Genomic DNA, 23730 nt, shown 5'->3' with positions numbered 1-23730 from the left:
CCGATTCGCTTCCAGCGAGCCGGAAAATGGGTTGACGTCGATACGACCCTGCATATGAATGCCGATGGCGCTGTGACGCCCAAGGCCCAGCAGAATGGCCTGGTTCTCGCGCCCGGTGGCAAGAATGCCGTGCTCGCCGGCATGGGAGCGGGCAAGCACCGGCTGGCGGTCGGCTGGAAGGGCACGCTTCCCAAGCCGTCCCTCAAGGGCACCACCGCCACCTACGCGAACGTCACACCGGGCGCCGATGTGACCGTAGAAGCGACGCGGACCGGCTTCGAGGAGAACGTGATCCTCAAGTCGCGCCCCAAGACCGGTTACACGGTGACCATTCCCGTGTCCGCGAAGGGGCTCACGGCCAAGCAGCGCAAGAACGGCTCGATCACCTTCACCGACGCCCACCACAAGGTCGTCGGCACCATACCGGCGCCGGTGATGTGGGACGCCCAGGTCGACGCGAAGTCCCTGGAGCACCCGCACCGCGCCCGGGTGAAGATGACGATGTCCCAGACCGGTGACACGGTGGATCTCACCCTGACCCCGGACGCGAAGTTCCTGGCCGACCCCAACACGCAGTACCCGGTCACGGTGGACCCCTCCACGAGTCTTTCTCCCCTGCTGGACACGTTCGTCGAGAACACCGACACGGCCCCCGAGTACACGTCCACCGACCTGAAACTGGGCACTTACGACAGCGGAACGGACGTCGCCCGCTCGTTCCTGGAGTTCCCGGTCCTCCAGCTCGACAACACGCAGATCCTTTCCTCGTCGCTGAACCTGTACGAGTACTGGGCCGGTGGCTGCGTCCAGTCGCCGTGGGAACTGTGGGAGTCCGGAGAGTCCTCCACGGACACGGTCTGGTCGAACCAGCCGGTCTGGAAGGCGAAGTACGCCACGACCTCCCAGACCAAGGGCTACTCCAGCGACTGCACCACCTCCAGCGCGGAGGGCTGGGTCTCCATCGACCCCTCGACCTTCCTCCAGTACGCCGGTGACAACGGCTACGACGTCGCCTACATGGGCCTGAGGGCGTCCGACGAGACGGACAGCAACAGCTGGAAGCGTTTCTACTCCGCCAACGCCTCCGCCAACGTGCCCTACCTGTCGGTGACCTACAACTCGTACCCGATGCCGTCCGCCCCCACCGTGGCGCCCGGTGTCTCCTCGGTCTCCGGCTCCACCACGACTCTCTACACCAACACGACCACCCCGCAGCTCCAGTCGACCGTCACCGACGCCGACGGCGGCAACGTCATGACCCAGTGGAACGTCTACGACACCACCGGTGGCGCCAACACCAAGGTCATCTCCAACCTCAACGGCAGCTGGACCGCCTCCGGAGGCATCTCCAGCGCCTCCGTCCCGTCCGGAACACTGGTGAACGGCCACACCTACACCGCGTGGCCCTACGGGTACGACGGCTCCCTGTGGTCGCGTCAGACCGTCCCGAACGGACTGGTCTTCACGATCGACACCACCAAGCCAGGCGCGCCGACGGTCGCCTCCACGGACTACCCCTCCGGCGGCTGGGGGAAGGGCGCCGGACAGAGCGGCGCGTTCACCATCACCCCGCCCTCCGGCGGCACGGACACCTCCGGTGTCGTCTGGCAGCTCGACTCCGGGGCCCAGACTCCCGTGGCGACCACCGGCAGCGCCGTGAGCGTCAGCGTCACCCCGGCCGCGGACGGCCCGCACACCCTGACCGTCTCCACCCGCGACAACGCCGGCAACCTGTCCGCGTCGACGGTCTACAGCTTCAACGCGGGCAACGGCGCCGTCACTTCACCCACCGACGGCACGAGGACCGCGCGGCGTGTCACGCTGACCGCCGCCGCGGCGTCGTCGACGTGGCAGTCGGTGAAGTTCCAGTACCGGCGATCCGCGACGGACAGCTGGACGACCATCCCGGTCGGCGACGTGACGTCCGGCGGCAACGCGGTGAGCAGTTGGCCGGTGGCCGTCACGAGCGGTGCCAACTCCCCGCTCGTCTGGGACGTCTCCAGCACCTTGGGCGACGACGGCTCGGTCCAGGTCCGTGCCGAGTTCACGGACACTTCCTCGGCGAGCCACGACACCTCCGCCGTGACCGTCACCCTGGACCGCGGCGCCACCCAGACCGCCGGCGCCGCGGTCGGGCCGGGCACGCTCAACCTGTCGACCGGCAACTACACCCTGTCGGGCCCGGAGACCTCCGTCTTCGGCATGTCGGTCGCCCAGACACTCGATTCCCGTACCCCCCAGGGGACCCCGCCGGCCGGTCAGACCGCGCCGTTCGGGCCCGGCTGGCAACTGGCGGGCGCTTCCGCGACGGCGATGACGGACTTCACCGAGATCCGTCCGGTGACCTCCACCGCCGTGCAACTCGTCGGCTCGGCCGGCTCACAGATCTCGTTCACCAAGACCAGCAGCGGGTGGACCCCGGAGCCCGGCGCCGAGGCGTACACGCTGACCTACAGCAGCTCCGCGGACACCTACACGCTGACCGACACCGCGGGAACGACGACGGTCTTCGCCAAGTCCTCCACCACAGCGGGTGTGTGGGCTGTCGCTTCGTCGAGCCCGGCGGGCAGCGGCACCTCGGTGCGCTACCGCTTCGACGCCGTGACCGGCGGCGGCACCACTTCGATGCGGCTGGCGCGGATGGCCGCGCCCACGTCCGCGATCTCCGACACCAACACGTCCTGCCTCACCCCGACGACGCCGGCGGTGGGCTGCCGGGTCCTGCAACTGAGCTACGCCACCGCGACCACCGCGACGGGCACGACCAGCGGTACGTTCGGCGACTACGCCGGCCAGGTCAACATGATCGTCATGTGGGCCACCGACCCGGCCACGGGTGTGGAGACCTCCAAGGTCGTCACCCAGTACGCGTACGACTCCACCGGTGCCCTCCGTCAGGTGTGGGACCCGCAGATCACGCCCAACCTCGTGACCGCGTACACCTACACCTCGGCCGGCCGGGTGGCCACGCTCACGCCTCCGGGCCAGCTCCCCTGGACGTTCACCTACGGCACCGCGGGCACCAACGGCGACACCAACGCGGGACGCCTGCTGAGCGTCTCCCGCCCGACTCTCACCCCGGGCTCCGCGTCGTCGACCAACGGCACGGCAACCACCACCGTCGTCTACGACGTGCCCCTCACCACCTCGGCGGGTGGCCCCTACGCGATGAGCGCTTCGGACGTGGCCTCCCTGGCCCAGGCCGACGCGCCGACCGACGGCACGGCGATCTTCCCCGCCGACCAGGTGCCCACCTCCAACACCGGATCCGGGAACCTCACCTCCAGCTCCTACGCCCGCGCCACGATCCACTACCTCGATGTCAACGGGCGCGAGTCCAACACCGCTTCCCCCGGTGGGCACATCACCACCACCGACTACGACGCCGTCGGGCACCCCGCTCGCCGGCTCAGCGCCGCCAACCGCGAACTCGCCCTGGCCGCGAGCACCAACACCGAGCTCAACGTGCTCGGACTGGCGGCGATGACCACCGCGCAGCGCGCCGGCCTGCTGTCCTCGGTGAACGTCCTCGACAGCAGCGGCCAGCTCCTGACCGACACCTACGGCCCGCTGCACCAGGTCACTCTGGAGCACGCGTTGGCCGCCTCGGGTACCAGCGCCGCCCGTGCGGCCGGCTCCGTCGTCGCCGCGCGGACACACACCCACAACACCTACGACGAAGGCCGTCCCACCGACGGCTCCGCGAACGCGTCCGGCCTGGCGACCACGTCCGTCACCGGCAGCACCGTCGCGGGCTACGCCACGGACGCGGACACACGTACCACCAAGACCACCTACGACTGGACGCTGGGACAGGAGACCAAGAGCACGGTCGACCCGACGGGCCTGGCGATCGCCACCGCGACGGGGTACAACTCCGCCGGCAAGGTGACCTCCAACTCCCAGCCGTCCTCCACCGGTTCCGACGCCGGCGCCACCACGACCACCTACTACACCGCTACCGGAAGCAGTCCCTGCGGAGGCCACCCCGAGTGGGCCGACATGGTCTGCCAGACCGCCCCCGCCGGCGCCATCACCGGTGGTGGCTCCAACCCGAGCCAGCGGGCCACCACGACGACCATGTACAACCTGTACGGCTTGCCGAGCACGATGACCCAGACCGCCAACGGCGTCACCCGCAGCACCACCGTCACCTACGACGCGGCGGGCCGCAAGAGCACGCTCGCGGTCTCCGGCGGTGTCGGCCAGGCCGTGCAGACGACGACCACGACGTACAACACGAGCAACGGCCTGCAGGCCAAGGTCTCCACGCCGGACGGCGCCTCGGCCACCATGAGTTACGACCAACTCGGCCGTGCGATGTCCTCGACCGACGCGGACGCGAACACCTCCACCGTCCAGTACGACGCCCTGGACCGACCCACGCAGACCAGCGACTCGGCGCCGTCGACCACCACCTACACCTACGACACCGGCAAAGACCCACGCGGTGTGCCGACGACGCAGACCGACTCCAAGGCCGGGGCCTTCAGCGCCACTTATGACGCCGACGGCAACGTGAGCACGGAGTCCCTGCCGGGATCGATCACCCTCAAGATCGCCACGGACGAGACCGGGCAGGCCACCTCCCGCGTCTACACCGACGCGAACGGGAACGTGCTGCTCTCCGACCAGGCGGGGTACTCCGGGACCGGGCTGGAGGTCAGCCGGGCCCAGTCCACCACCGGAGGCCTCGGCGTCAACAACACGTACGCCTACGACGCCGCGGAGCGCCTCTCGGACGTCAGCCAGACCGTCCTCACCACCAGCGCCACCACCGGCGCGACCAGTACCTGCACCACGCGGCACTACGCCTTCGACAAGGACTCCAACCGCACGGGCCTGACCACGGCCGTCGGCGCCGCCAAGGCGGCCTGCCCCACCAGCGGTGGAACCACGGTCAGCCACAGTTACGACAGTGCCGACCGTGTGGTCGACAGCGGTTACACCTACGACGCCCTCGGTCGCACGACCGCCGAGCCGAGTGGGACGACGACCACGTACTACGCCAACGACCTGGCCTATCAGCAGACCTCCGGCACCAGCCGCGTCACCTGGCAGTTGGACCCCCTGGGCCGCAACCGGTCCTACACGTCGGAGACCAACACAGCCGGAAGCTGGACCCAGACCGCGGCCCGCACCAACCACTACGACGGCACCTCGGACTCGCCTTCCTGGACCAGCGAGAGCACGAGCGCGTACACGCGCAACATCAACGACATCGCCGGAGACCTCAGCGCCGTCTACTCCTCGGCGAAGGGCGACATCCTGCTGCAACTCACCAATCTGCACGGTGACGTCAACATCGTGCTGCCCATCAACGACAACGCCACGCCGGTCCTGGTGATGGTGGCCGACGAGTTCGGCAATCCGCTCACCGGTACCAGCACCTCGCGCTATGGCTGGCTGGGCGGCAAGCAGCGGTCCAGCGAGACGCCCTCGGGCGACATCCTCATGGGCGCCCGCCTGTACAACCCGTCACTCGGCCGCTTCCTCCAGACCGACCCGGTCTTCCAGGGATCCGCCACCGCCTACGACTACGTCAACCAGAATCCCACCACGGGCTTCGACCTGGACGGCACCCGGGGCAACCGCAACGGCATCTACTGCTCCCGGTCCGGCCGTTGGAAGACGTGCGACCTGTACCTCAGCGAGTACCGGACCCGGATGCTCATCGACACCATGTGGGACGGTGTCGGAGCGGCCGGCGTGTGCGCGGCGGCGGGTGCGGCGAGCTTCGTCACCTTCGTCGGCGCCGCGGCCGGAGCGGTCTGCGCCGTCATCGGTGCGATCCTGGCGATGAGCGCGTACGCACTCAGCCATATCGATGACGCCGGGCACAACCGCGGTATCTACATCGAGATGTGGTTCTACCACTTCCAGTGGTGGTGGTTCGGATGGCACTACAGGTGGGTCCCGTCCGGGGGATACGTCTGGCATCAGTGATCGTCCGGTCCTGCGGGGCGGGGGTGCGTCCCCCGCCCCGCAGGGCTCCGTTCCGGCGTTGATGGGAGGAGTGCAGATGGACAGTGCGACGACGCTCGTGCTGTGGATCGTTTTGGCCATGCTGGTCGCCGTGGGGGTGGCCGGCGGGGTCGGTCTGGTACGGGACCGGGAGGCGCCGCCCGCTGCCGCGGGCCTGCGCAATCCCCGTCTGGTGCAGACGGTGGTGGGCCTGTGGGGACTGCTGACGATCCTGCCCAGGCTGCTCGGTGTCGCCCCCGCGGTCGGGCTGCTGCTGACCGTCGTGGGCCTGGTGCCGCTGGTCACCGTGCTCGTGCTGGAGGTCAGGGCGCGGCGGCAGCATCGTTGACGAGGACCCAGGTCGACATCCCCCGCACGGGTTGTCGTGCGGCAGGTTCGTACTGACCCTGCCGCACATCCCGAACACCGCTCGGTCTCTAGGGACGGTCGCAGTCGTAGAGCGTGAAGCTGCCGCCGGTGCGGCGGCCGTAGGAGGCGGGCGGGACACGGGTGCAGTGGGACTTCACCCAGGTGGTGGCGGCGGTGGTGGGGCGCTGGGTGGTGAGCAGCGCGTAGCGCACCTGGTGGGCGGTGACGAGGCTGCCGAGCTGCTGGGTGGTGGGGAAGGGGGTGTTGCCGGTGAAGCCGCCCATGACAAGGACGGGTTCGGACTTCGCACGCAGCAGGGGCTCGGCGGCGTAGGCGGTCTGGGTGGCCAGCAGGTACTTCTCGCCGCGGCGGTGCTTGGTGAGGTAGTCGAGCAGGGCGGTGTCGCGGGCGCTGGGCCGGTCGAGCGCTATCCGCCGCGGAGCGTGGTGATCACGGACGCTGTTGTAGTACGCGTTGCCGACCGGACCGGCTATCGGCGCGGTGGAGGCGCCCGCGTAGAGCGGGTCGAGGCTGGAGAGGGCCCAGCCGGCCGGTACGACCAGGGTGGCCGCGATCCCGGCGGCGAGGGCGCCGTGGACCATCCGCGGGGAGGTGCGCGGCCCGCGGCTCCACAGGCCCGCCACCCCGCACAGCGCGAGCATCACAGCGATCGGCAGCAGCCAGGAGACGAATCGGGTCGGCCAGTCGAGCACCAGCGCCCACACCACCGTCAGCACGATCGCCGCCGGCAGCGCCATGTGCCGCCGGCCGCCCGACCTGTCCTCCGACCCATGCGTCGATTCGTCCGCCGACCCGTGCTCCGATTCGTATGCCGACGCGTACGGCGACCAGCGCTCCGGCTCGTGTTCGGGCTCGTACGCCGACTCGTGTTCGGGTTCCGGCTCAGGCTCGGGCTCGGGCTTGTGTTCCGGGTCGTACGCCGACTCGTACTCCGACCGGAAGAGCGCGAGCCCGCCGCCGGCCAGCGCGGCGAGCGCCGGGGCGATGACGGCCATGTAGTAGGCGTGGTTGCCGTTGGAGGCGCTGAACACCACGGCGTGCACGGCCAGCCAGCCGCCCCACATCAGAAATCCCGTGCGCAGCATGTCGGTTCGCGGTTGCCCGGTGCGCCAGACGACGCCCAGGACCGCGGCGAGCACGGCGAGCGGCAGGAACCAGGCGACCTGCGGGCCGACCGTGTCGTTGATCAGCATGTTCCAGCCGGTGTTGCCGGTGGTGCGGCTGTTGGCGGTGCCCGCGACGGCGCCGAACGCGGTGGAATCACTGCTGAAGCGGCTCAGGCCGTTGTAGCCGAAGACCAGCGCGAACGGATTGTTGTCGGACGTGCCGTCGAGGTACGGGCGGTCGGCGACCGGTGTCACCCAGGCGATCAGTACCCAGAAGCAGGAGACCGCCAGCGCGACCGCACCGCCCAGCAGAAAGCGCAGAGCCCGCTTCAACTGCGTGCCGGGCGCGGCGATTTGGTATACGGCGGCGAAGACCGGCAGCACCAGCCACGCCTGCAGCATCTTCGCCTGGAAGGCCAGCCCGATCCAGATCCCGCAGGTGATCAGCGGCAGCAGCCGCTCGGTGCGCACCGCCTTCTGCAGTGCTCCGGCGGCCGCCACCAGGAGCAGAGTGAGCGCGGTGTCCGGGATGGTGGCCCGGTTGAGGACCACGGTGACCGGGGTGAGGGTGAGCGTCAGCGCGGCGATCAGCGCGGCGAACGGCCCGGCCCAGGCCCGTACGATGCGGTGCAACAGCCATACCGTCAGCACGCCCTCGACGACCTGCGGAAGAGCGGCCGCCCAGGTGTGCGGGCCGAACAGCCAGACGGAGACGGCGTCGGGCCAGAAGGCGCCGGGGAGCTTGTCGATGCTGATCGAACCGTTGGTGTCGAGCCCGCCGAAGAAGAAGGCACGCCAGCCGCCGGCCATCGACCGTATCGCCGCACCGTAGAAGGGGTGGAGCGCGGCGTTCCCCATGCCCCAGGAGTACAGCGCCGTGGCGACGGCCAGCACCGCGGCGAGTGCCGGGCGTTCCCAGCGCGGGGCGTCTTCCGGCAGGCCGGTTCGGCGGTTCGCCGCCCGGCGGCCTCGGTGCGCTCCGGTGGGCCGGGCGGCGGAGATGGCGGTCATGGCAGTGGTCCTCGGATCAGCAGGTCAGGTGGGGCTGCGGTGTGCCGGCGGCGGGATCACAGGCGGCGGGCCGACCGGAAGCCGCGGGCGTAGAAGTCGGTGCCGTCCAGCAGCGCGTGGCCCGACAGGTCGCCCATGGTCGGGCCGTTGGCGGCGGAGCGGCTGGAGTAGAAGCGGTGGCGGCCCTGGTCGTCGAGGCCCATGTAGATGCCCACGTGGTCGATGAAGTCCGGCCGGTCCTTGATGATGGCGAAGAAGACCAGATCGCCGGGTTGCAGGATGCTCAGGTCGGTGGCCTGCTTCGTGCCGGTGTGGGGGATCACCAGGCGGCCGGGACCGTAGGCGGCGATGGCGAAGGCGCGGCGCGGCAGACCGGTGCCCTTGGTGTTGGTGTTGTGCATGGGGATGCCCATGCGGTAGCCCCACACCAGACGCTGGAAGCCGGAGCAGTCGACGCAGCCGTAGCGGGCCTGCTCCGGCTGCACGCGCGTGCCGTCCGCGAAGTCCCAGGGGACGCCCAGATAGTCGTAGAAGTCGGACTGCTCGTCGTAGTAGGCGAAGTCCAGCGGGTTGGCGACCTTGGAATTGCGCGGGCCGAAGTGCGCGGTGCCCGCGTAGCGCACGTCGTCGGAGTTGTGCTTGTCGGCCGCTCCGGCGCTGCTGTACTGGAAGGCCACCGCGAAGACGTCCGGGCTGGTGTCGCCGAGTGTCTTGCCGAACCAGGTCTTGAACCAGGCGGCCTTCTCCATGCCCGCCTGCCAGGTGTGCGGCAGCACCCGCACCCAGGCCTCCGTGGTCACCTTGGCCTCGGTGGTCCGCCGCTCGCTGAAGGTGCGGGTGGGCCCGGTGAGTACGGCCGTACGGGCTCCGTCGGTGAACGTGGCGAGCGTGCCGCCGTCGGAGCCGCGGACCACGGTGCGGTCGGGGGCCGACAGCCGCTCGAAGGTCTGCTTCCCGGTGTTCGAGCCGGTACCCGCGCCGTCGGCGGCGGTGCCGACGCTGTCGTCGCTGCCGTTTTCCAGGTGGTTCCAGGCGTATCCGCCCGCCACCCCGGCGGCCGCCACGCCCGCGATCGTCCCGAGCAGGGCGCGGCGGGTCGGGCGGCTGCGTCTGCCGGCGGAGTGGGAGTGCATGGCCGTTCCTCCTGGAAGTACGGGGGTGAGAGGGGGCGAGTCAGCCGGTGGGCAGGACGCCGATCAGGAGACCGGAGACCAGCACCACGTACGTGGCCAGCGTCACCGCCGTGGTCGAGATGAGCGTGGCCGCCATCGGCTGACGGACCATCTGGTAGGAGACCAGACCGGGGACGATGAAGCCAAGGGTCTGTGATGTGTACAGCAGCGGGAACTCGTGACTGAGGGCGAGCATCACGGTGGTCTGTATCAGCACCGCGCTCAGCACCACGGCGGCGAACAGCCGCTTGCCGTAGAGGATCACCGTGCGCTGCAGCAGTCTCGTCGTGAAGTACGTGAGTACCGCCACACCGACCATCAGCGCGGCCATCTGCACCTCGGTGAGGAGCGTGAGGGCGATCCAGCCCGGGGTGATCATCCCTCCGGGGGAGAGGTTGGTGGTCAGGTAGCAGACGAGCGAGAAGACCAGCCCGAGGGCGATCCCGAGCGCGGCGGTCTGTGCGGTGAGGTTGGCGGGGATCACGGGTTCCTCGTGGACTGGGACGGATCGTAGGGGTAGCGCGGGTCGTCTGTGGCGCTCTGGCTGTCGGGCCGGCTCTGGCGGGCGGCGAACTGGCGGGCGAGTTCGCGCTGATTCGGGATGTGGATGCTCTGGGTCGTCTCCAGCGGCGCCACCCAGCTGAACGGCTCCGGCTCGGGCGGCCGGGCCATCGCGACCTGCGGCCGGACCAACACGATCTGCATGGTCTCCTGGTCCAGGCCGTCGCCCTGGGGAATGGCGTCGAGCGGCTCCTCGGAGGTGTCCAGCGGCAGCCCGGCGAGGCATTCCAGGAACAGCTCGCCCTGGCCGTGGATGTTGCCGATCGCCACCAGCGAGGAGGACGGGCCGAGTTCCGCGAGGATCGCCTCGGTCACCTCCTCGGGGTCCCGGCGGTCGCCGCCGAGATCCACCACCCGCCCGGTGAAGCCGGCCGGGATCGCGTCGCGGGCGCTCTTGGTCGGGTGGCCGATCAGGAACACCGTCTCGGCGGCGAGCTCGGGCACGATCGCGCCCATCTGGCCATTGCGCTCCACCCGGTCCGGGCGGCAGTTGATGACGACGCTGACCGGCCGTCGGATCGCGCCCAGATCCTCCAGCTGCTGGACGTTCATCAGCGTCGACTCGGGGTCGTTGGCCGCGAAGACGTTGGCGAACCGCAGCTGCTTGCCCTCGGGGGTGACGTAACGTTCCACCGACAGCACGCCCGGGTCGGGCGGCGCGTCCCACATGCCCTGCATCGCGGTCTGCCGCTCCACGCCGAGCAGTTCGGCGACGGCGAGCGCGATCGCCACGTTCTCCTTGAAGGTGAACCAGCTGAAGCCGCGCAGCTCGGCGTCGGTCACCGACTCCGGATCGACCGCGATCAGCCGGCAGTTCCGCTTGTCGGCCTCCTCCTGGAGGATGTGCAGCCGGTCCTTCTCCGCCGTCACGCACACCCCGCCCACCGGCATCGAGCGGGAGAGCGAGCGGGCGACATCGTCCAGCGTCGGCCCCATCTCCTCCAGATGGTCCTCGCGGACATTGCACAGCACGCCGATCGTGGAACGGATCAGCTTCTCCTGGTTGATCTCCTGCAGCGCGGGCATCACCGCCATGCACTCGATCACCAGCGCGTCCGGCCGATAGGTCGCCGCCCGCCGCACGATGCCGATCTGCTCGACGATGTTGGCCAGCCCGAACTTGCGGTACACCGGCTCCTCGGTGGCATCCGGATGGATGAACCGGGCCGCGGTGCCGGTGGTCTTGGCCACCGTGACCAGGCCGCCGCCGCGCAGCGCGCCCGCGCACAGCCGGGTGATGGAACTCTTGCCGCGGATGCCGTTGACCAGCACCCGCGTCGGTATCTGTTCCAGCGAGGCGAAGTGCCGCCGCTGCTCCACGATTCCGGCGATCCACAACCCGGAGCAGCACAGCAGGACTATGACGTAGAGGAAGAGCACGTCGATTCCGTCCTTCTACCGCTGGAGGGTGGTCTGGCGCAGGGACGGGGAGGGCCCTGCTGTGTGGCTGGATCTGTCGGCCCGGTCGCGTTCCGCCAGGGCCTGGCGGATCAGTTCCAGGCTGCGGGTGACCGAGCCGACCTCGTCGTGGTTGACCGGGTGGAGCACGGTGCGGCGGTCTCCGCCGGCGAGCCGCTCGACGAGTACCGCGACCGAGCGCAGCGGCCGGATCACCACGACGTACAGCCAGCCCAGGCAGGCCGCGCCCAGGGTGAGGCCGAGGATCCCCGCGAGCATGGTGCGCTGCTCGGCCTGCACCGCGGGAATCTGGAGCGCGGCCGCGGGTTCCGCGGTCACCACGTGCCAGCCGAGGCGGGCCGTCGGGCCGCTCTGTGCCAGCGGCGCGGCAGCGTCGACCGAGGGGCCCGAGGAGGTGCGGAGCACCCGCGAGACCGCGGTGCCCGCGGTCCCCGGGGCGCCCTGGGTGGCGCGGGCGAGACGGCTCAGGCCGGAGTCGGGCAGTGCCTGGAAGGCGCGGTAGCCCACACTCGCCGCCAGCACCTTGTCGTCGTCGTCCGTCACCCAGACGCTGCCCAGCTTCGGCCTGGGCAGTACGGAGTTGAGCGCTTTCACGTCGATCTCGCCGAACAGGACCACCCCGGCCGCCGGGGCCTTGCCCTTGGCGGCCGGTACCTGGGCGTAGGCGGCGATCGCCGGGATCCGGCCCGAGGTGTTGACGGTGGTGATCCCGCCGCCGTCGGGCACGTGGACGATTGTCCGCAGCGGTGCGTCGCCCACGCGCAGCGTGATGCGGCCCGAGCGGTCCAGGAGGTACAGCGAGCGGTACTGCTTGTGGTCGGTGAGGGTGTGCCGCAGAACCTTGGTCTGGGCGGCCCTGCTCGTGCCCGGCAGGCTCGCGGTCGCGCCGTTCAGGTCGGTGTACAGCTGGTCGAGGGACTGCCGGATCCGGTTCGACGCGATCTCGGTGCGCGTCTGCTGGACGGCGAGGACCGGAGCCGGGACCGCGGTCGCGGTGTCCGCCCGGTTCAGCACGAAGATCATCGGTACCGTCCAGCAGATCACCACCAGCACGCCGACGAAGGCCAGCGCCCGGTAGCCCGGTCCGCGCCGGGCCGGGAAATCCTGCGGGCCGCTCTCGCCAAGCAGCTGTCGGCGCAGCGACTCCAACGCCCGCCCGATCCGGGCCAGTTCCCCGAAGCCGTGCACCGGCACCGGCCGGGACAGCTCCTCCCACGCGGCCGGCCCGTCCTCGGTCGTGCCGCGGGCCAGGCGGCCGGAGGACAGGTACAACCGCAGCAGCGGCCGCTGCAGGGAGTAGTGCAGAGCCAGCCCGAGCAGCAGCGCGAGCAGGGCCAGTGCACCCGCCGCCTGGAGCGCGAAGCCCGAGTAGTCGACGGTGGTGGTCGTGGCGGACACCGCGTGGTGAGTGAGCACCACGAGACCGAGGTCGTCGGTGTCGCCCGGACCGGTCGTCGAAGCGACCTGGGCCCAGCCGGCCACCGTGCGCCCGCTGCCCGTGGCGGCGCCCAGCAGGCTTCCCGAGGCGTCGGTGTCACGCGCCGACGCCTTCGCCGCGCGGCTCGCCGCCGAGGGCAGACCGCTGTCGGCGGCGGCCGGTGACGCCGTGCCGTGGGACTTGGTGGCGAGCGCGGTACCGCTCGCGTCCAGCAGCTGGGCGGTGCGTCCGTCGCCGTACACCGTGGGGGCGGGGAGCGCCTCGGAGACGACCAGGAGCCAGCGCCGTTGGGTCAGGATCTGGTTCTGGTCCTGGTTGGCGTCCTCCTGCTGCGCGGGCAGCGTGAGCCTGGCGAAGTACAGCAGTTGCCGCGTGCCGGCCGAGGTCACCAGCCGGGGTGCGATCGCCCCGTGCCCGGACGCCGCCTTGACGACGTTCACGCCGGCCAGCTGCACGGTCTTCCCGCCGGCCGCCAGGAGTTTGCCGGTCTTCGGGTCGAGCAGCACACCGCCGAGGATCGCCTTTTTGCCGGCGGTCAGTCCTTTGAGCGCGGTCGCGGGGGTCGAGGTGCTTGTCGCCGGGTACGCGTCGGCGGTACGGCGTACCGTGCGCGCCTCGGCGTCGATCGTGGTGCGCAGCGACAGCGAGGTGTCGGCGGCGATCTGCTGCTCGCCGTCCAACGCGGCCTGCGGCACCCGCCCGGCATGAATGCCGTCGAGGGCGATCATGGTCAGGGTGGCGACCACCAGCAGAAGTACGACGAGTGAGGCGATCGGCGGGCGCACCCCGCCAAGTATCGGCATGTCGGCGCGGCGGCGGATGCGGTGTCGGCGCGGCGCCCTGGGAGCGGAGGGCAGGGCAGGAAATCCTTCCTCAACTGGCGCCGGGCGCCCGAATGTTCGACCAATCAAACACTCTAGCCCTGCGCCATCACATTACCATCACACAATCATCCCAGTGTCGTACGTGTGAACGGGCCACTGGGCGGCGGGCCGGCAGATACCGGGCCACCATCACTCCCGACATGCCGAAGGGCGGGCCCGCGAACGGGATCCGCCCTTCGGATGCCGGATGTCTGATCAGTCGTCAGGTCAGGGGACGAACGAGATCTCCGGGTACTTGCTGCTGGTCCCGTCGAGCAGGGTGCTGTGCTGGTTGCGCAGCTCCTGGTCGAAGAAGGCCGCGAGATAGACGCGCTGGACCGCGATCGCGCGGGTCGGGTCGATCGTGCCGTACTGCTGCTGGAGCTGCGCCTTGGAGAGCCCGAGCAGCTGAGCCTCCTGGGCAAGCATCCACTCGTTGTCGCTGAAGGACAGGTGTGCCGCGCCCTTGAGCTTGATGTCGACCTTGTATCCCTTCAGGTGCGACCACAGCGTGCGCCACGACGCGTCGTTGCTGCGGTTGTGGTTGGCGGAGCTGAAGAGCATGAAGGGGCGCTTCAGGTCCTTGCTCGGCGCCGTCCCGAAGAACTGGCCGTCCAGGTTGGCGCCGGCGACGATACGGCTGTCGAGCTGCATGGCGTTGACGACCGCCGCGCCGCCCAGCGACCAGCCGAACATCCCGATGCGGGTCATGTCGACCGACTTCGTCAGCCCGGTGGGGAGCGTGGCCTTGCCGGCGTCCGGGTTGCCGCCCGTGCTGAGCGTCTTGAGCTGGTTGATGACGAACTTGATGTCGGCCGCGCGCACCTTGAGCGTGTCGGAGGAGTGCGTGCCCGACGGCATCTTGTTGGTCTCAAGCCGGTTGCTCGGGAACTGCACCTCGTTGGCGTCGTGGGTGTGGTCCACGGTGACGACGAGGTAGCCGCGGCTGGCGAGGTCCTGGACGAGCGCGGTGCCCATCGCGCGGTCCGAGTGCAGCCCGGTCGAGTACAGCAGCACGGGCAGCTTGCCGAGCGTGGTGTTCACCGGGGCGAGAACATGACCCGCCGTGGTCGGCAGGGTCACCAACTGCGACGACAGCCCGCGCGTGGCGAGGAAGTGGGCGCCGGAGATCGACGGCATCCACGGCGCCTGGTAGTGCCCGGACGTGGCGGTGGCCGGATACCACAGCGAGACCATGAGCTCGCGGGACGTGCTGCCGGACACGTACGGATCCGTACGGGTCTTGTCGACGAGGTGCAGGCCGACCATGCCCACGCTGTACTTCCCGCTCGGCGCGGGAATCTTGAGCTGCAGAGCGGACGCGGCCTTGCGGCCGGCCGCGAGAGTCTGCGGACGTACGACCTTCTTCTGGCCGCTCAGGCCCAGCGGCGCCTCGTCGTTCTCGGGCGCCCAGGGCGTGCTCTGGGCGGACGAGGACGCGGTGGCCGCAGGCTTGACGGACGACGTTCCGGTGGCCATCGCCGATGTCAGCCCCACACCCAGCACGACGGCCAGCGCACTCGCCGAACCGACCGATATCGCGATCAGTCTTCGACGGTGGAGTGGGCGGCGGTGATTCATGGAACCCCCTTGTGGGTCAGCCTAGTTGGTCAGCGATCACAGAACAGGCGATCGACTGCCGCACACCGTACCGCGACAGCGACCGACTGAACCGCGCGCCCCGGACGACCCTGCAGTGACTTCTGGTACCGGCGGAGAGGGGCCTCAGTTGTGCCCGGGTGTCCCGCGCTCCTCACGGATCTGACCGACCACCCGCGCCACGGACTGCCGTACGGCCTCCGTCTCCGTCAGGAAGTGCCAGTAGTCGGGGTGGCGGCCCTCCAGCGTGGTGATCGCGCGGTCCAGGCGGGCGACGGCGTCGTCCAGCGGGCGGGCGTGGCGCGGCTCGGGCGTGCTGCGGCCGGACATCGCGAGGCGCTGGGCGTCGCGGATCGCGAAGCGGGTGCGGTCGATCTCCTGCTGGGGGTCCTTCTGTACGGCGTTCAGCCGGCGCAGGCGGTCACCGGCGGCCGACACGGCCTCGTCGGTGGTGTTCAGCAGCGCCCGTACCGTCGACAGCAGGGACGTGGCGTCCGGCCAGCGCTGCGCGTCCCGGGCGGCCTGCGCCTCCTTCAGCTTCAGCTCGGCCTGCCGTACGTTCTCGCCGGCCTGGTCGGGAACGTGCTGGAGGTCCTGCCAGCAGGCGGCCGAGAACCGCCGCCGCAGCTCGCTCAGCACCGGGTCCACCTGACCGGCGCGGGTGGTCAGCGCCTGGGCGCGGGTGCGCAGCGACACGAGCCGGTGGTCGATCTCGGCGGCCCGCTCCGGCAGCCCGTCGGCCTCGGCCCTGATGGCCTCCGCCTCCCGCGCGACCTGCGTCGCCCGCTCCAGCGTCTGCGGCACGCCGTGCTGCCCGGCGCCCTGGTTCAGCTTCGTCAGCTCAGGACCGAGCGCGGCGAGCCGGGCGGCGAGAGCGTCGGCCCGGAGCCCCGATGCCCGTACGGCGTCCAGGGCGTTGCTGGCGGCGAGCAGCGCCTGCCGGGCCCGCTCGACGGCGGGCGCCAGCCGGGCCAGCTGTGTCTCGGCCTTGCCGAGCAGCGGCCCGAGCCCGCTCTCGAACCGGTCCAGCTCCTGCTTGACCTGCCCCAACTGGTCCTTGGCGGCGGTCAGTTCGGTGCGGGCGCGGTTCGCGGCGGCGGCCTCCAGGTCGTCGCGGTCGAGGTCGTGCGCGTCGACGGCGTTGATGTACCGGCCGCTCGCCTCGTCGATGCGCCGCCCCAGCGCCTCGAAGTCGGTCACCGCGCGCCGCGCGGCCGGGGAGTCGTCGACCGCGGTGATGGTGTCTATCGAGATCCGCAGATCCCGCTGGGCGGTGTCCAGCTCGTAGAACGCCGCCGCGGCGGCGTCCTTCGCCGCCTGCGCCTCGGCCCGCTGGCTCTCCGCCCGCCCGCCGAACCAGCGCCGGGTGCCACCGCCCGCGAACGTGGCGGCCAGCGCCGGCAGCGCGAGCAGCGGCAGGCTCAGCAGGGTGAGGGTGTCGAGGGCGGAACGGACGGCGGCGGAGCCGTGCCGGGGCCGTGTGAGCGGCGAATACGGCTGCGCTGGTGTCGCCGTCACATCCCTCTCCCGTGTCTTGCGTCCTGACCGTTGTCATTCTCCCACCGGTAGAGGACGAACACACGGGCCGGTCAGTTCGCGTTCCGCACCGTGACTTTCCCGTCGCCCGTGTGGGCGGTCACCACATGAGAACTCGACGAGTCCCGGGGCACGGACACATCCACCGATCCGTCCCCGGTCTTGGTGGCCACGCGGTACTTGGTGGAGCCCTCGGGCAACGCGATCGTCACGGACCCGTCCCCGCTGCCGGCCTCCACCAGGTCCGGTACGGCCCCGAGTTCGAGGTGCACCGATCCGTCACCGGTGGTCGTCCGCACCTGCCGGGACGACACCTCGGCGTGCACGGAACCGTCCCCGCTGCGCAGCACCAGCGGCCCGGTGGAGTCGGTCACGTGCACGGACCCGTCGTGCGTACGCACACTGAGCGCGTCCGCGAACCCTTGCGCCCGCACACTTCCGTCCCCGTCCTCCACCTTCACGGCGACCCCGCGCGGCACCTCGATCCGGTGCTTGGCCGAACAGTCGGCGATCACCCCGGAACACTTCATCCGCAGCACCAGCCGGTCGCCCTCCATCGCCCACGTCACCTTGGGATCCGAACCGATCGCCACGCTGCCCTGCCACCACCGGGTCACCTCGATCTTCCCCGCCGGGTTCGCGTCCGCGGCGACGACCTCCAGCGCCGAGTCGTCGGAGTCGATGGTGAGGGTGTGCCCCTGCAACGCGAAGGTCCGGTGATCGGGATGACTGTCGTCGCTCGCGGAGGCACCGCCGCACGCGGTGGCACCCGCGAGGAGCAGGGCGACGCCGGCGGTCGCGGTGAGGACGCGGCTGTGCGTGCGGGTGCGGGTGTGCGTGCGGGTCACGGTGATTTCCCCCTGGGACGGACGCGGAGCCCCGGTGACTCCTACGGCGCCCTTCGACCGTAGGGATCGGCGCTCCGCGGTGGCATCCGGCGCGCTCCCGGACCGGGGGTGGGGAAAACCCCCGGCAACGCCCCGACAACGCCCTGACCTCCCTCCGGACCTTCTTCCCTCCCGATACGGGTTTGCAGGACAGGCCCCCCGGCAATGTAGGCTGTCGACTCGTCCTGGGCGCGTAGCTCAGGGGTAGAGCGTCGCCCTTACAAGGCGAATGTCGGCGGTTCGAAACCGTCCGCGCCCACCAGGATAAGCAGCAGGTCAGAGGCCTTCCGGAGAGATATCCGGGAGGCCTCTTTCCTTGAGGATGCGCTGTACGGCCGGTCGCAGCCCGTCGTCCTGTCCGTCCTGTCCCGCACGGACGAGGATGCCGGGGATTCCGACGGCTCGGGCGCCGGCGACATCGGCCACCGGGTTGTCGCCGACCATCCAGACCCGCTCGGGACGCCCGGCCCGTTCCAGGGCGATCTCGAAGATCCGCCGGTGCGGCTTCTCCCAGCCGACGAGGGAGGAGTTGACGACAGCCGTGAAGTATCCGTCGAGCCCGAGGTCGTGCAGCAGACCGTCGAGTTCCGGCACATGGTTGCTGACGACGACGTGCAGCCAGCCGGCCGCGGCGAGTTCCTCCAGCGCGGCGACACTGTCGGGGAAGACGGTCCAGCGGCGCGCATCGGTGTAGCGAGCCCGCACGCCCCGTGCGGCGCGGGCGGCCAGCCGGGCATCGACGCCCGCGCCGACGTAGGCCTTCACGAAGAGCGGCTGAAGAGCGTCCCACCAGGCGTCAGGGGTGCCCAGCTCGGGATGCCCGCTCTCGGGCCGATGCCAGGGAAAGCCGTCGCGCAGCCCGGGCCGCACATCGGCACCGACCACCCCGTGCCCGGGCGCGACCTCCTCCAACGCCTCCACCAGAGACCCGCGCCACCTGCCGGCCCTGAACGCCAACGTCCCGTCGAAGTCCCACAGCACGACGCTTCCGGTCATGTGCGGCATCCTACGGAGCGCGGCGCACGGCGCGGATGGCCTGGCTCTCTCTTCAGTTCCGTCGGCAGGCCCGCCTGGATCGTGTCCAGGAGGCGGTCCAGCGCTGCCAGTTGTTCGTGTCCCAACGGGCCGAAGACTTTCCGTAGAGCCTCCTCTCCGGCTGCCGTTCCCGCCGTCAGTGCCTTGGCGCCCTTCGGTGTGAGGCGGACCAGTTTCGACCGGCCGTCGTCGGGGTCCGGCGTCCGTTCGATCAGTCCCTCGCGCTCCAGCGCCTCGATGGACTGGGTGACCGACCGGGGGGCCTGGCCCAAGTCCTGCGCCAGTATCGACTGGCGTACGGCGCCCCGGAGTTCGAGTACCTGGAGGACCTTCGTGCGGGCGAGGGAGAGGCCGGCGGCCGTCATGGTGTCGTCGACCGTCTTGCGCAGGTGGTGTCCGAGGGACAGGTAGCGCAGTCCGACCTCGGCGGGGGTGGGGTCGGGGGTCGGGGTGCGGTCGCTCGCCGTCATTGTTCCTCGGTCCTCGTTTCCGTCGTTTCCTTCGGGCCTTCGGAGCCTTCGGGCTTCATTGGTGAGGTACCTCATCGAGTGTTACGTTGTTCGTGAACTTGATGAGATACCTCAACAATACGGCCAGGAGGCGAATCGTATGGCTGATCGCATGGTTGACCGGCCGCCCGTGATCGTCATGACCGGTGCGACGAACGGAATGGGTCGGCTCGCCGCGTTCGAGCTGGCTCGGCGCGGTGCCCGGCTCGGTGTCGTCGCCCGCAGTCGGGCGAAGGCGGATGCGTTGCGGGAGGAGATCGAGCGGCTGGTGCCGGGCGCCGCTGTGGATGTCTTCCTGGCGGACCTGTCGCTGCTCGCCGAGGTGCGGCAGGTGGGTGAGGAGATCGCCGCCCGGTATCCACGAATCGACGTACTGATCAACAACGCGGGCCTGCACGCCTTCTCCCAGCGGGTCACCTCCGAGGGCTACGCCGAGATGACCGCCGTGAACTATCTCGCGCCCTGGGTTCTCACCGACGCCCTGCGCGAACGGCTCGCGGCGTCCGCGCCCGCCCGGATCGTCACGGTCGCCTCCCGGGCCTCGTCGCGGGCCGGTGTCCTCGACCTGCCGGCCGACCTGACCGACACGGCGGAGTTCACGCGTCGCGGTTCGAGCCTGCTCTACGGCCGCTCCAAGCTGATGGACATCATGTTCACGCAGGAACTCGGGCGTCAGTTGAAGGGTGCGGGTGTCGCCGTCGCCTGTTGCTGCCCCGGGTTCAACACCACCGGTCTGGGGCGCGAACTGCCCCTCGCCGGAGCCCTGGAGAAGGTTCTCACCGCGCTGAACATCGGCAATCCCCGGCACGGTGCCGACATCATCGTGAAACTCGCGACCGACCCCGATCCCGCGTTCGCCGAGAGTGCCGGCGGTTACTTCGCGGCCAAGGGGGCGAAGGCTCTGCGGTGCCCTGAGGCGGGGCGCGGCGAAGCCGTTCAGGGGGCGCTGTGGAAGGCCACGGCCGAACTCGTACAGGGTGTCCGTCCTCCACGCGGCGCCTGAACGGCGGCTTCGTGCGCAGGTGTCGTGCGGGGGTGTCGCGGTTTCCGAGGGTGATGGGCAGGATGGGCGCATGAGTGAACCTGGCACCGCCGCATCGACCTCCGTGCTGTCCCTGTGGTCGCACGACTCGGTGCTGTCGATCGGCTCGGTGGGGTCCGTGTTGTCCATCGGGTCCGTCGGGTCGGCCCTGTCCGTCGGGTCGATCGGGAGCGCCCTGTCGGTCGGGTCGATCGGCTCGGCTCTGTCGTTGGTGTCGGCCGGGTCGTGGCTGAGTACGGGGTCCGTGCTGTCCGCGCAGTCACGGTGGTCGGTGCTGTCCTGGCGCTCGACGCGCGGCTTCCGGGCCGCCGGTACCGTGGGGGCTGTGGTGGCTTTGGTCGTGGCTCAACGGGCTTTGCGGAAGGCCTAGTTGGGGCCCGACTAGGACCAGAACTCGTTCGCCCTGTCGATGTCCTCGACGCACTCGTCCAGGTCCGTGATCTTGTCCCCGAGGATGCGGAAGACGATGCCTCCGGGCTCGTCGATGCTCTTGCCGTCGCGCTCGGCCGTGACGTGGTGGAGGGTGACCGCGTGGCCCCGGCCGTCGACGAGGATCGTGCGCAGTTCGACGCGCAGGGTGCCGTTCGTCTGCGTGAAGAGCCGGCCGTACATGTCGATGATCGCGTCCTGGCCCTTGAAGTCGCCGGACAACGGGTGGCTGCCGGGGACGTGGTGCGTGGCGTCCGAGGACATCAGGCTGCGCAGGGTGTCCATGTCACCGTGGACGAAGGCGTCGTAGCCCTTGCGGACGAGGAGTGCGTGCGGGTGGTCGGCCATGGTCGATCGCCGCCTCTCGATAGCTTCGGCGATTCAAGGCTTCTGCTAGCCATTGTCCGCCTTGTCGTCCATCGATGGCTTCTCGTGGGCGTGCTTCAGCTTCATACGCGTCTCCACGCGCTCCGCCGCCATGACCTCCGTCCAGAAGCGGTGCCCGCTGACGAAGACCGCGAGCTCGTGCTCCCGCTGCCGGAGCTTCTCCACCTCGGCCTGTTCGTCGGGCGTCCAGCCGGGGGAGGCGGGGCGCTCCACCTTGCGCCAGCCGCCTGTGTCGCTGAACCCGTCCAGGGGCTCGACCGACCAGGGCAGCCGCTTCAGCAGGGCCGACAGCTCGGCCCGGACCTGATGCAGCTCCTCCTGACCGGCGAGGAGGTCACTCGGGAAGTCATAGGTCGTAGCCACGCGCTAATGCTACGCCTGTTCGATTTTGGGTCGCGAGTTTCTTCCGGGACTTCATGCGAACGGGTGCGCGGTGATCTGGTCGCGGGCCCGCTTGAGAGGATCGGGGCATGGCGGACTCACCTATGAAGATCAATGCCCTCATCGTCGATGCCGCGGACCCCGAGCGACTCGCCGCGTTCTGGTCCGAGCTGCTGGGCAGGCCGGTCGTGGGCCGTATGGGTCCGTACGTCTGGCTGCGGCGGGAAGACGGCCTGGGGCTGGGCTTTCAGCGGACCGTCGAGGCCAAGGCGGGCAAGAACCGGATGCACTTCGACATCACCTCTCCCGATCCCGCCGGCGAGCAGCTACGGGTCGAGATGCTCGGCGGGCGCAGGCTGGAGCAGTACGACGACGGCGGGTTCCTGGTGATGGGGGACCCCGAGGGCAACGAGTTCTGCATCATCCCCGAGGGCTCCTTCGAGCTCGACGACGAGGGGCGCGCGAACTACCTCGGTTGATGGTCGAACGTCGCCCCGACACCTATGGGTCCGAAGGATGTCAGTGGCCCCGCCTAGTGTGCTCGCCATGGACGAGGAACACGTGCGGCTCCAGCCCTGGGCGGACGGCGACTTCTGGTTGTTGGAGCGGGTCAACAGCCCTGAGATGACTGCCCACTTGGGGGGTCCCGAGACCGAGGCGCAGCTTGTTGCGCGGCATCGGCGGTATGTCGGGCTGGAGCGGGGGTGCATGTACCGGGTCGAGTCGGCGGGGAGCGGGGAGACCGTCGGCTCGATCGGGTTCTGGGAGCGGGAGTGGCGGGGGGAGTCGGTGTGGGAGACCGGGTGGGGCGTGTTGCCCGAGTTCCAGGGGCGTGGGCTGGCCGCCCGTGCGGCCCGCGCCGTTGTGGAGGTGGCGCGGGCCGACGGGCGCCATCGGTATCTGCACGCCTTTCCGAGCGTCGACCATCACGCGTCCAACTCGGTGTGCCGGAAAGCCGGGTTCACCCTGCTCGGTGAGGTGGAGTTCGAGTACCCCAAGGGGCACTGGCTCACCTCCCACGACTGGATGGTCGACCTCCAGGGGTGACCTGCCTGTCAGTTGGCGCCGGGCGCCGCCAACTCCCTTACCAGCCTTGCCGTCACCGGCACCGCGACGCCCTGTCGCTCCGCCGCGCGCAGCAACGCCCCGCCGATCGCGTCCAGTTCGAGCGGACGGCCCGCCTCGGCGTCACGCTGCATCGACGACTTCGTCTGCGGAGGGAACGTGTCGTAGCGCGCGAGTGCCCCCGCCGGGTCCGACGGACCGCCGTACGACCGGCTCACCGCCGCCGTCTCCTCCAGCAGCGCCGTCAACTCCTCGCGGTGGCGCGTGCGTACGTCGCCCAGGGGGAGGCCGTAGCAGGTGGTGAGGAGGGCGAGGGGGGCCAGGAACGTCATCTTGGCCCAGAGCGCGGCCGTCTCGTCGGGCAGGACCTGGGTCTTGGGACCGGCCTCGGCAAGTGCCGCTGCCAGCGCCTCCAGGCGTTCGCGGGGGACCATGTCGCCCGTCAGGTCGATCTCCGCGAACGGGCTGCCGTGCTCAATCACCCCGGGGGCGAGGCGAGTTGACTCGACCCGGATGATCGCGGGGGCGACCCGGGTGGGCGTGTAGCGGGCGCGCAGGTGGGTGGGGTGTTCCACGCCGTTCAGGAACGGGACGAGCAGGCCGTCGCCCAGCGCCTTCGCCGGGACGCGGGTGAGCGCCGCGTCCAGGGCCGTCGCCTTGACCGTGACCAGGCAGGCGTCCACCGGTTCGCGGAGTTCCGTGTCCGCCTCGACGGGCGCCGTGAAGTCGCCGAACCGGCCGCTGCGGACCCGGATTCCGTCCGTACGGAGGGTGCCGGCCGTCTCTTCCCCGGCCAGGCAGATCACCCGGTGGCCGGCCCGGGACAACAGTCCCGCGAGCAGGCCGCCCACGCCGCCGGGGCCCAGTACCGCCACCGTCAGTTCCTTGTTCGCCATGTTGTTCCTCTCGTCGGTCGGCCCCGTGAACGGTGGCCGC

Annotated in this window: 19 protein-coding genes and 1 tRNA gene; 7 read left to right on the top strand and 13 right to left on the bottom strand. The window is 70.2% G+C overall.

Going from position 1 to position 23730, the window contains the following annotated elements; translation table 11 throughout:
- The first annotated feature begins 54 nt into the window (after nt 1-54).
- Both AB0I69_RS28755 and AB0I69_RS28750 read left to right on the top strand, forming a co-directional pair.
- Entirely contained in the window at nt 55-5946 is a 5892-nt protein-coding gene (locus AB0I69_RS28755) for an RHS repeat-associated core domain-containing protein (protein ID WP_363098604.1), read from the top strand.
- A 76-nt stretch (nt 5947-6022) separates the two neighbouring features.
- A complete protein-coding gene (locus AB0I69_RS28750; RefSeq protein ID WP_363098603.1) occupies nt 6023-6313 on the top strand; it encodes a hypothetical protein in 291 nt (96 codons plus the stop codon).
- 88 nt (nt 6314-6401) lie between these two features.
- On the opposite strand, the gene AB0I69_RS28745 is transcribed toward AB0I69_RS28750, so the two are convergent.
- From AB0I69_RS28745 to AB0I69_RS28710, 8 genes are all read right to left on the bottom strand, one after another.
- Complete coding sequence (locus AB0I69_RS28745; protein WP_363098602.1) at nt 6402-8471, bottom strand: glycosyltransferase family 39 protein; 2070 nt, start codon at nt 8469-8471, stop codon at nt 6402-6404.
- 56 nt (nt 8472-8527) lie between these two features.
- Nucleotides 8528-9604, bottom strand: a complete 1077-nt coding sequence (locus AB0I69_RS28740; RefSeq protein WP_363098601.1) for an NlpC/P60 family protein — start codon at nt 9602-9604, stop codon at nt 8528-8530.
- 40 nt (nt 9605-9644) lie between these two features.
- Nucleotides 9645-10127, bottom strand: coding sequence for a poly-gamma-glutamate biosynthesis protein PgsC/CapC (locus tag AB0I69_RS28735; RefSeq protein ID WP_363098600.1), 483 nt, complete (start codon nt 10125-10127; stop codon nt 9645-9647).
- Complete coding sequence (gene pgsB, locus AB0I69_RS28730; protein WP_363098599.1) at nt 10124-11584, bottom strand: poly-gamma-glutamate synthase PgsB; 1461 nt, start codon at nt 11582-11584, stop codon at nt 10124-10126. Before pgsB ends, AB0I69_RS28735 begins: the two co-directional genes overlap by 4 nt.
- Nucleotides 11585-11599: 15 nt before the next feature.
- Nucleotides 11600-13846 (bottom strand): HAMP domain-containing protein, encoded by a 2247-nt coding sequence (locus AB0I69_RS28725; protein ID WP_363098598.1) that lies wholly within the window; start codon nt 13844-13846, stop codon nt 11600-11602.
- 306 nt (nt 13847-14152) lie between these two features.
- Entirely contained in the window at nt 14153-15505 is a 1353-nt protein-coding gene (locus AB0I69_RS28720; protein ID WP_363098597.1) for a hydrolase, read from the bottom strand.
- A gap of 144 nt (nt 15506-15649) precedes the next feature.
- Nucleotides 15650-17041 (bottom strand): hypothetical protein, encoded by a 1392-nt coding sequence (locus tag AB0I69_RS28715; protein ID WP_363098596.1) that lies wholly within the window; start codon nt 17039-17041, stop codon nt 15650-15652.
- Between the two features lie 71 nt (nt 17042-17112).
- On the bottom strand, nt 17113-17907 hold the full coding sequence (locus tag AB0I69_RS28710; protein ID WP_363098595.1) for a DUF4097 family beta strand repeat-containing protein: 795 nt from the start codon (nt 17905-17907) through the stop codon (nt 17113-17115).
- A 226-nt stretch (nt 17908-18133) separates the two neighbouring features.
- Here AB0I69_RS28710 and AB0I69_RS28705 point away from each other — a divergent pair.
- Nucleotides 18134-18208: transfer RNA gene (locus AB0I69_RS28705), tRNA-Val, on the top strand.
- Between the two features lie 14 nt (nt 18209-18222).
- Here AB0I69_RS28705 and AB0I69_RS28700 read toward each other — a convergent pair.
- Both AB0I69_RS28700 and AB0I69_RS28695 read right to left on the bottom strand, forming a co-directional pair.
- On the bottom strand, nt 18223-18942 hold the full coding sequence (locus AB0I69_RS28700; RefSeq protein WP_363098594.1) for an HAD-IA family hydrolase: 720 nt from the start codon (nt 18940-18942) through the stop codon (nt 18223-18225).
- Nucleotides 18939-19451, bottom strand: a complete 513-nt coding sequence (locus AB0I69_RS28695) for a MarR family winged helix-turn-helix transcriptional regulator (RefSeq protein ID WP_363098593.1) — start codon at nt 19449-19451, stop codon at nt 18939-18941. Before AB0I69_RS28695 ends, AB0I69_RS28700 begins: the two co-directional genes overlap by 4 nt.
- 139 nt (nt 19452-19590) lie before the next feature.
- On the opposite strand from AB0I69_RS28695, the gene AB0I69_RS28690 reads away from it, so the two are divergent.
- Both AB0I69_RS28690 and AB0I69_RS28685 read left to right on the top strand, forming a co-directional pair.
- Nucleotides 19591-20493 carry an SDR family NAD(P)-dependent oxidoreductase gene (locus AB0I69_RS28690; RefSeq protein ID WP_363098592.1) on the top strand — a complete coding sequence of 301 codons (903 nt, stop codon included), beginning with the start codon at nt 19591-19593 and terminating at the stop codon, nt 20491-20493.
- Between the two features lie 70 nt (nt 20494-20563).
- Nucleotides 20564-20902, top strand: coding sequence for a hypothetical protein (locus AB0I69_RS28685; protein ID WP_363098591.1), 339 nt, complete (start codon nt 20564-20566; stop codon nt 20900-20902).
- Between the two features lie 11 nt (nt 20903-20913).
- Here the strand turns inward: AB0I69_RS28685 and AB0I69_RS28680 are convergent, their stop codons facing one another.
- Nucleotides 20914-21309: a nuclear transport factor 2 family protein gene (locus AB0I69_RS28680; protein WP_363098590.1), complete on the bottom strand. Its 396-nt coding sequence runs from the start codon at nt 21307-21309 to the stop codon at nt 20914-20916.
- Between the two features lie 45 nt (nt 21310-21354).
- Nucleotides 21355-21711 (bottom strand): hypothetical protein, encoded by a 357-nt coding sequence (locus tag AB0I69_RS28675; protein WP_363098589.1) that lies wholly within the window; start codon nt 21709-21711, stop codon nt 21355-21357.
- A gap of 107 nt (nt 21712-21818) precedes the next feature.
- On the opposite strand from AB0I69_RS28675, the gene AB0I69_RS28670 reads away from it, so the two are divergent.
- Nucleotides 21819-22208, top strand: coding sequence for a VOC family protein (locus tag AB0I69_RS28670; protein ID WP_363098588.1), 390 nt, complete (start codon nt 21819-21821; stop codon nt 22206-22208).
- 67 nt (nt 22209-22275) lie between these two features.
- A complete protein-coding gene (locus AB0I69_RS28665) occupies nt 22276-22776 on the top strand; it encodes a GNAT family N-acetyltransferase (RefSeq protein WP_363098587.1) in 501 nt (166 codons plus the stop codon).
- 8 nt (nt 22777-22784) lie between these two features.
- On the opposite strand, the gene AB0I69_RS28660 is transcribed toward AB0I69_RS28665, so the two are convergent.
- On the bottom strand, nt 22785-23690 hold the full coding sequence (locus tag AB0I69_RS28660) for a 2-dehydropantoate 2-reductase (protein WP_363098586.1): 906 nt from the start codon (nt 23688-23690) through the stop codon (nt 22785-22787).
- Nucleotides 23691-23730 lie beyond the last annotated feature (40 nt).

Source organism: Streptomyces sp. NPDC050508 (genome assembly GCF_040655155.1).
GTDB lineage: Bacteria > Actinomycetota > Actinomycetes > Streptomycetales > Streptomycetaceae > Streptomyces.
Note: the sequence above shows the minus strand (reverse complement) of the source record. Positions and strands in the feature narration are given on the sequence as shown.

Coding starts and splice junctions, on each gene's coding strand:
- AB0I69_RS28720 (WP_363098597.1), bottom strand. CDS start 15,505: ATGAATCACCGCCGCCCACTCCACCGTCGAAGACTGATCGCGATATCG.
- AB0I69_RS28660 (WP_363098586.1), bottom strand. CDS start 23,690: ATGGCGAACAAGGAACTGACGGTGGCGGTACTGGGCCCCGGCGGCGTG.
- AB0I69_RS28745 (WP_363098602.1), bottom strand. CDS start 8,471: ATGACCGCCATCTCCGCCGCCCGGCCCACCGGAGCGCACCGAGGCCGC.
- AB0I69_RS28690 (WP_363098592.1), top strand. CDS start 19,591: ATGGCTGATCGCATGGTTGACCGGCCGCCCGTGATCGTCATGACCGGT.
- AB0I69_RS28670 (WP_363098588.1), top strand. CDS start 21,819: ATGGCGGACTCACCTATGAAGATCAATGCCCTCATCGTCGATGCCGCG.
- AB0I69_RS28750 (WP_363098603.1), top strand. CDS start 6,023: ATGGACAGTGCGACGACGCTCGTGCTGTGGATCGTTTTGGCCATGCTG.
- AB0I69_RS28700 (WP_363098594.1), bottom strand. CDS start 18,942: ATGACCGGAAGCGTCGTGCTGTGGGACTTCGACGGGACGTTGGCGTTC.
- AB0I69_RS28680 (WP_363098590.1), bottom strand. CDS start 21,309: ATGGCCGACCACCCGCACGCACTCCTCGTCCGCAAGGGCTACGACGCC.
- AB0I69_RS28755 (WP_363098604.1), top strand. CDS start 55: ATGAATGCCGATGGCGCTGTGACGCCCAAGGCCCAGCAGAATGGCCTG.
- AB0I69_RS28685 (WP_363098591.1), top strand. CDS start 20,564: ATGAGTGAACCTGGCACCGCCGCATCGACCTCCGTGCTGTCCCTGTGG.
- AB0I69_RS28665 (WP_363098587.1), top strand. CDS start 22,276: ATGGACGAGGAACACGTGCGGCTCCAGCCCTGGGCGGACGGCGACTTC.
- AB0I69_RS28695 (WP_363098593.1), bottom strand. CDS start 19,451: ATGACGGCGAGCGACCGCACCCCGACCCCCGACCCCACCCCCGCCGAG.
- AB0I69_RS28740 (WP_363098601.1), bottom strand. CDS start 9,604: ATGCACTCCCACTCCGCCGGCAGACGCAGCCGCCCGACCCGCCGCGCC.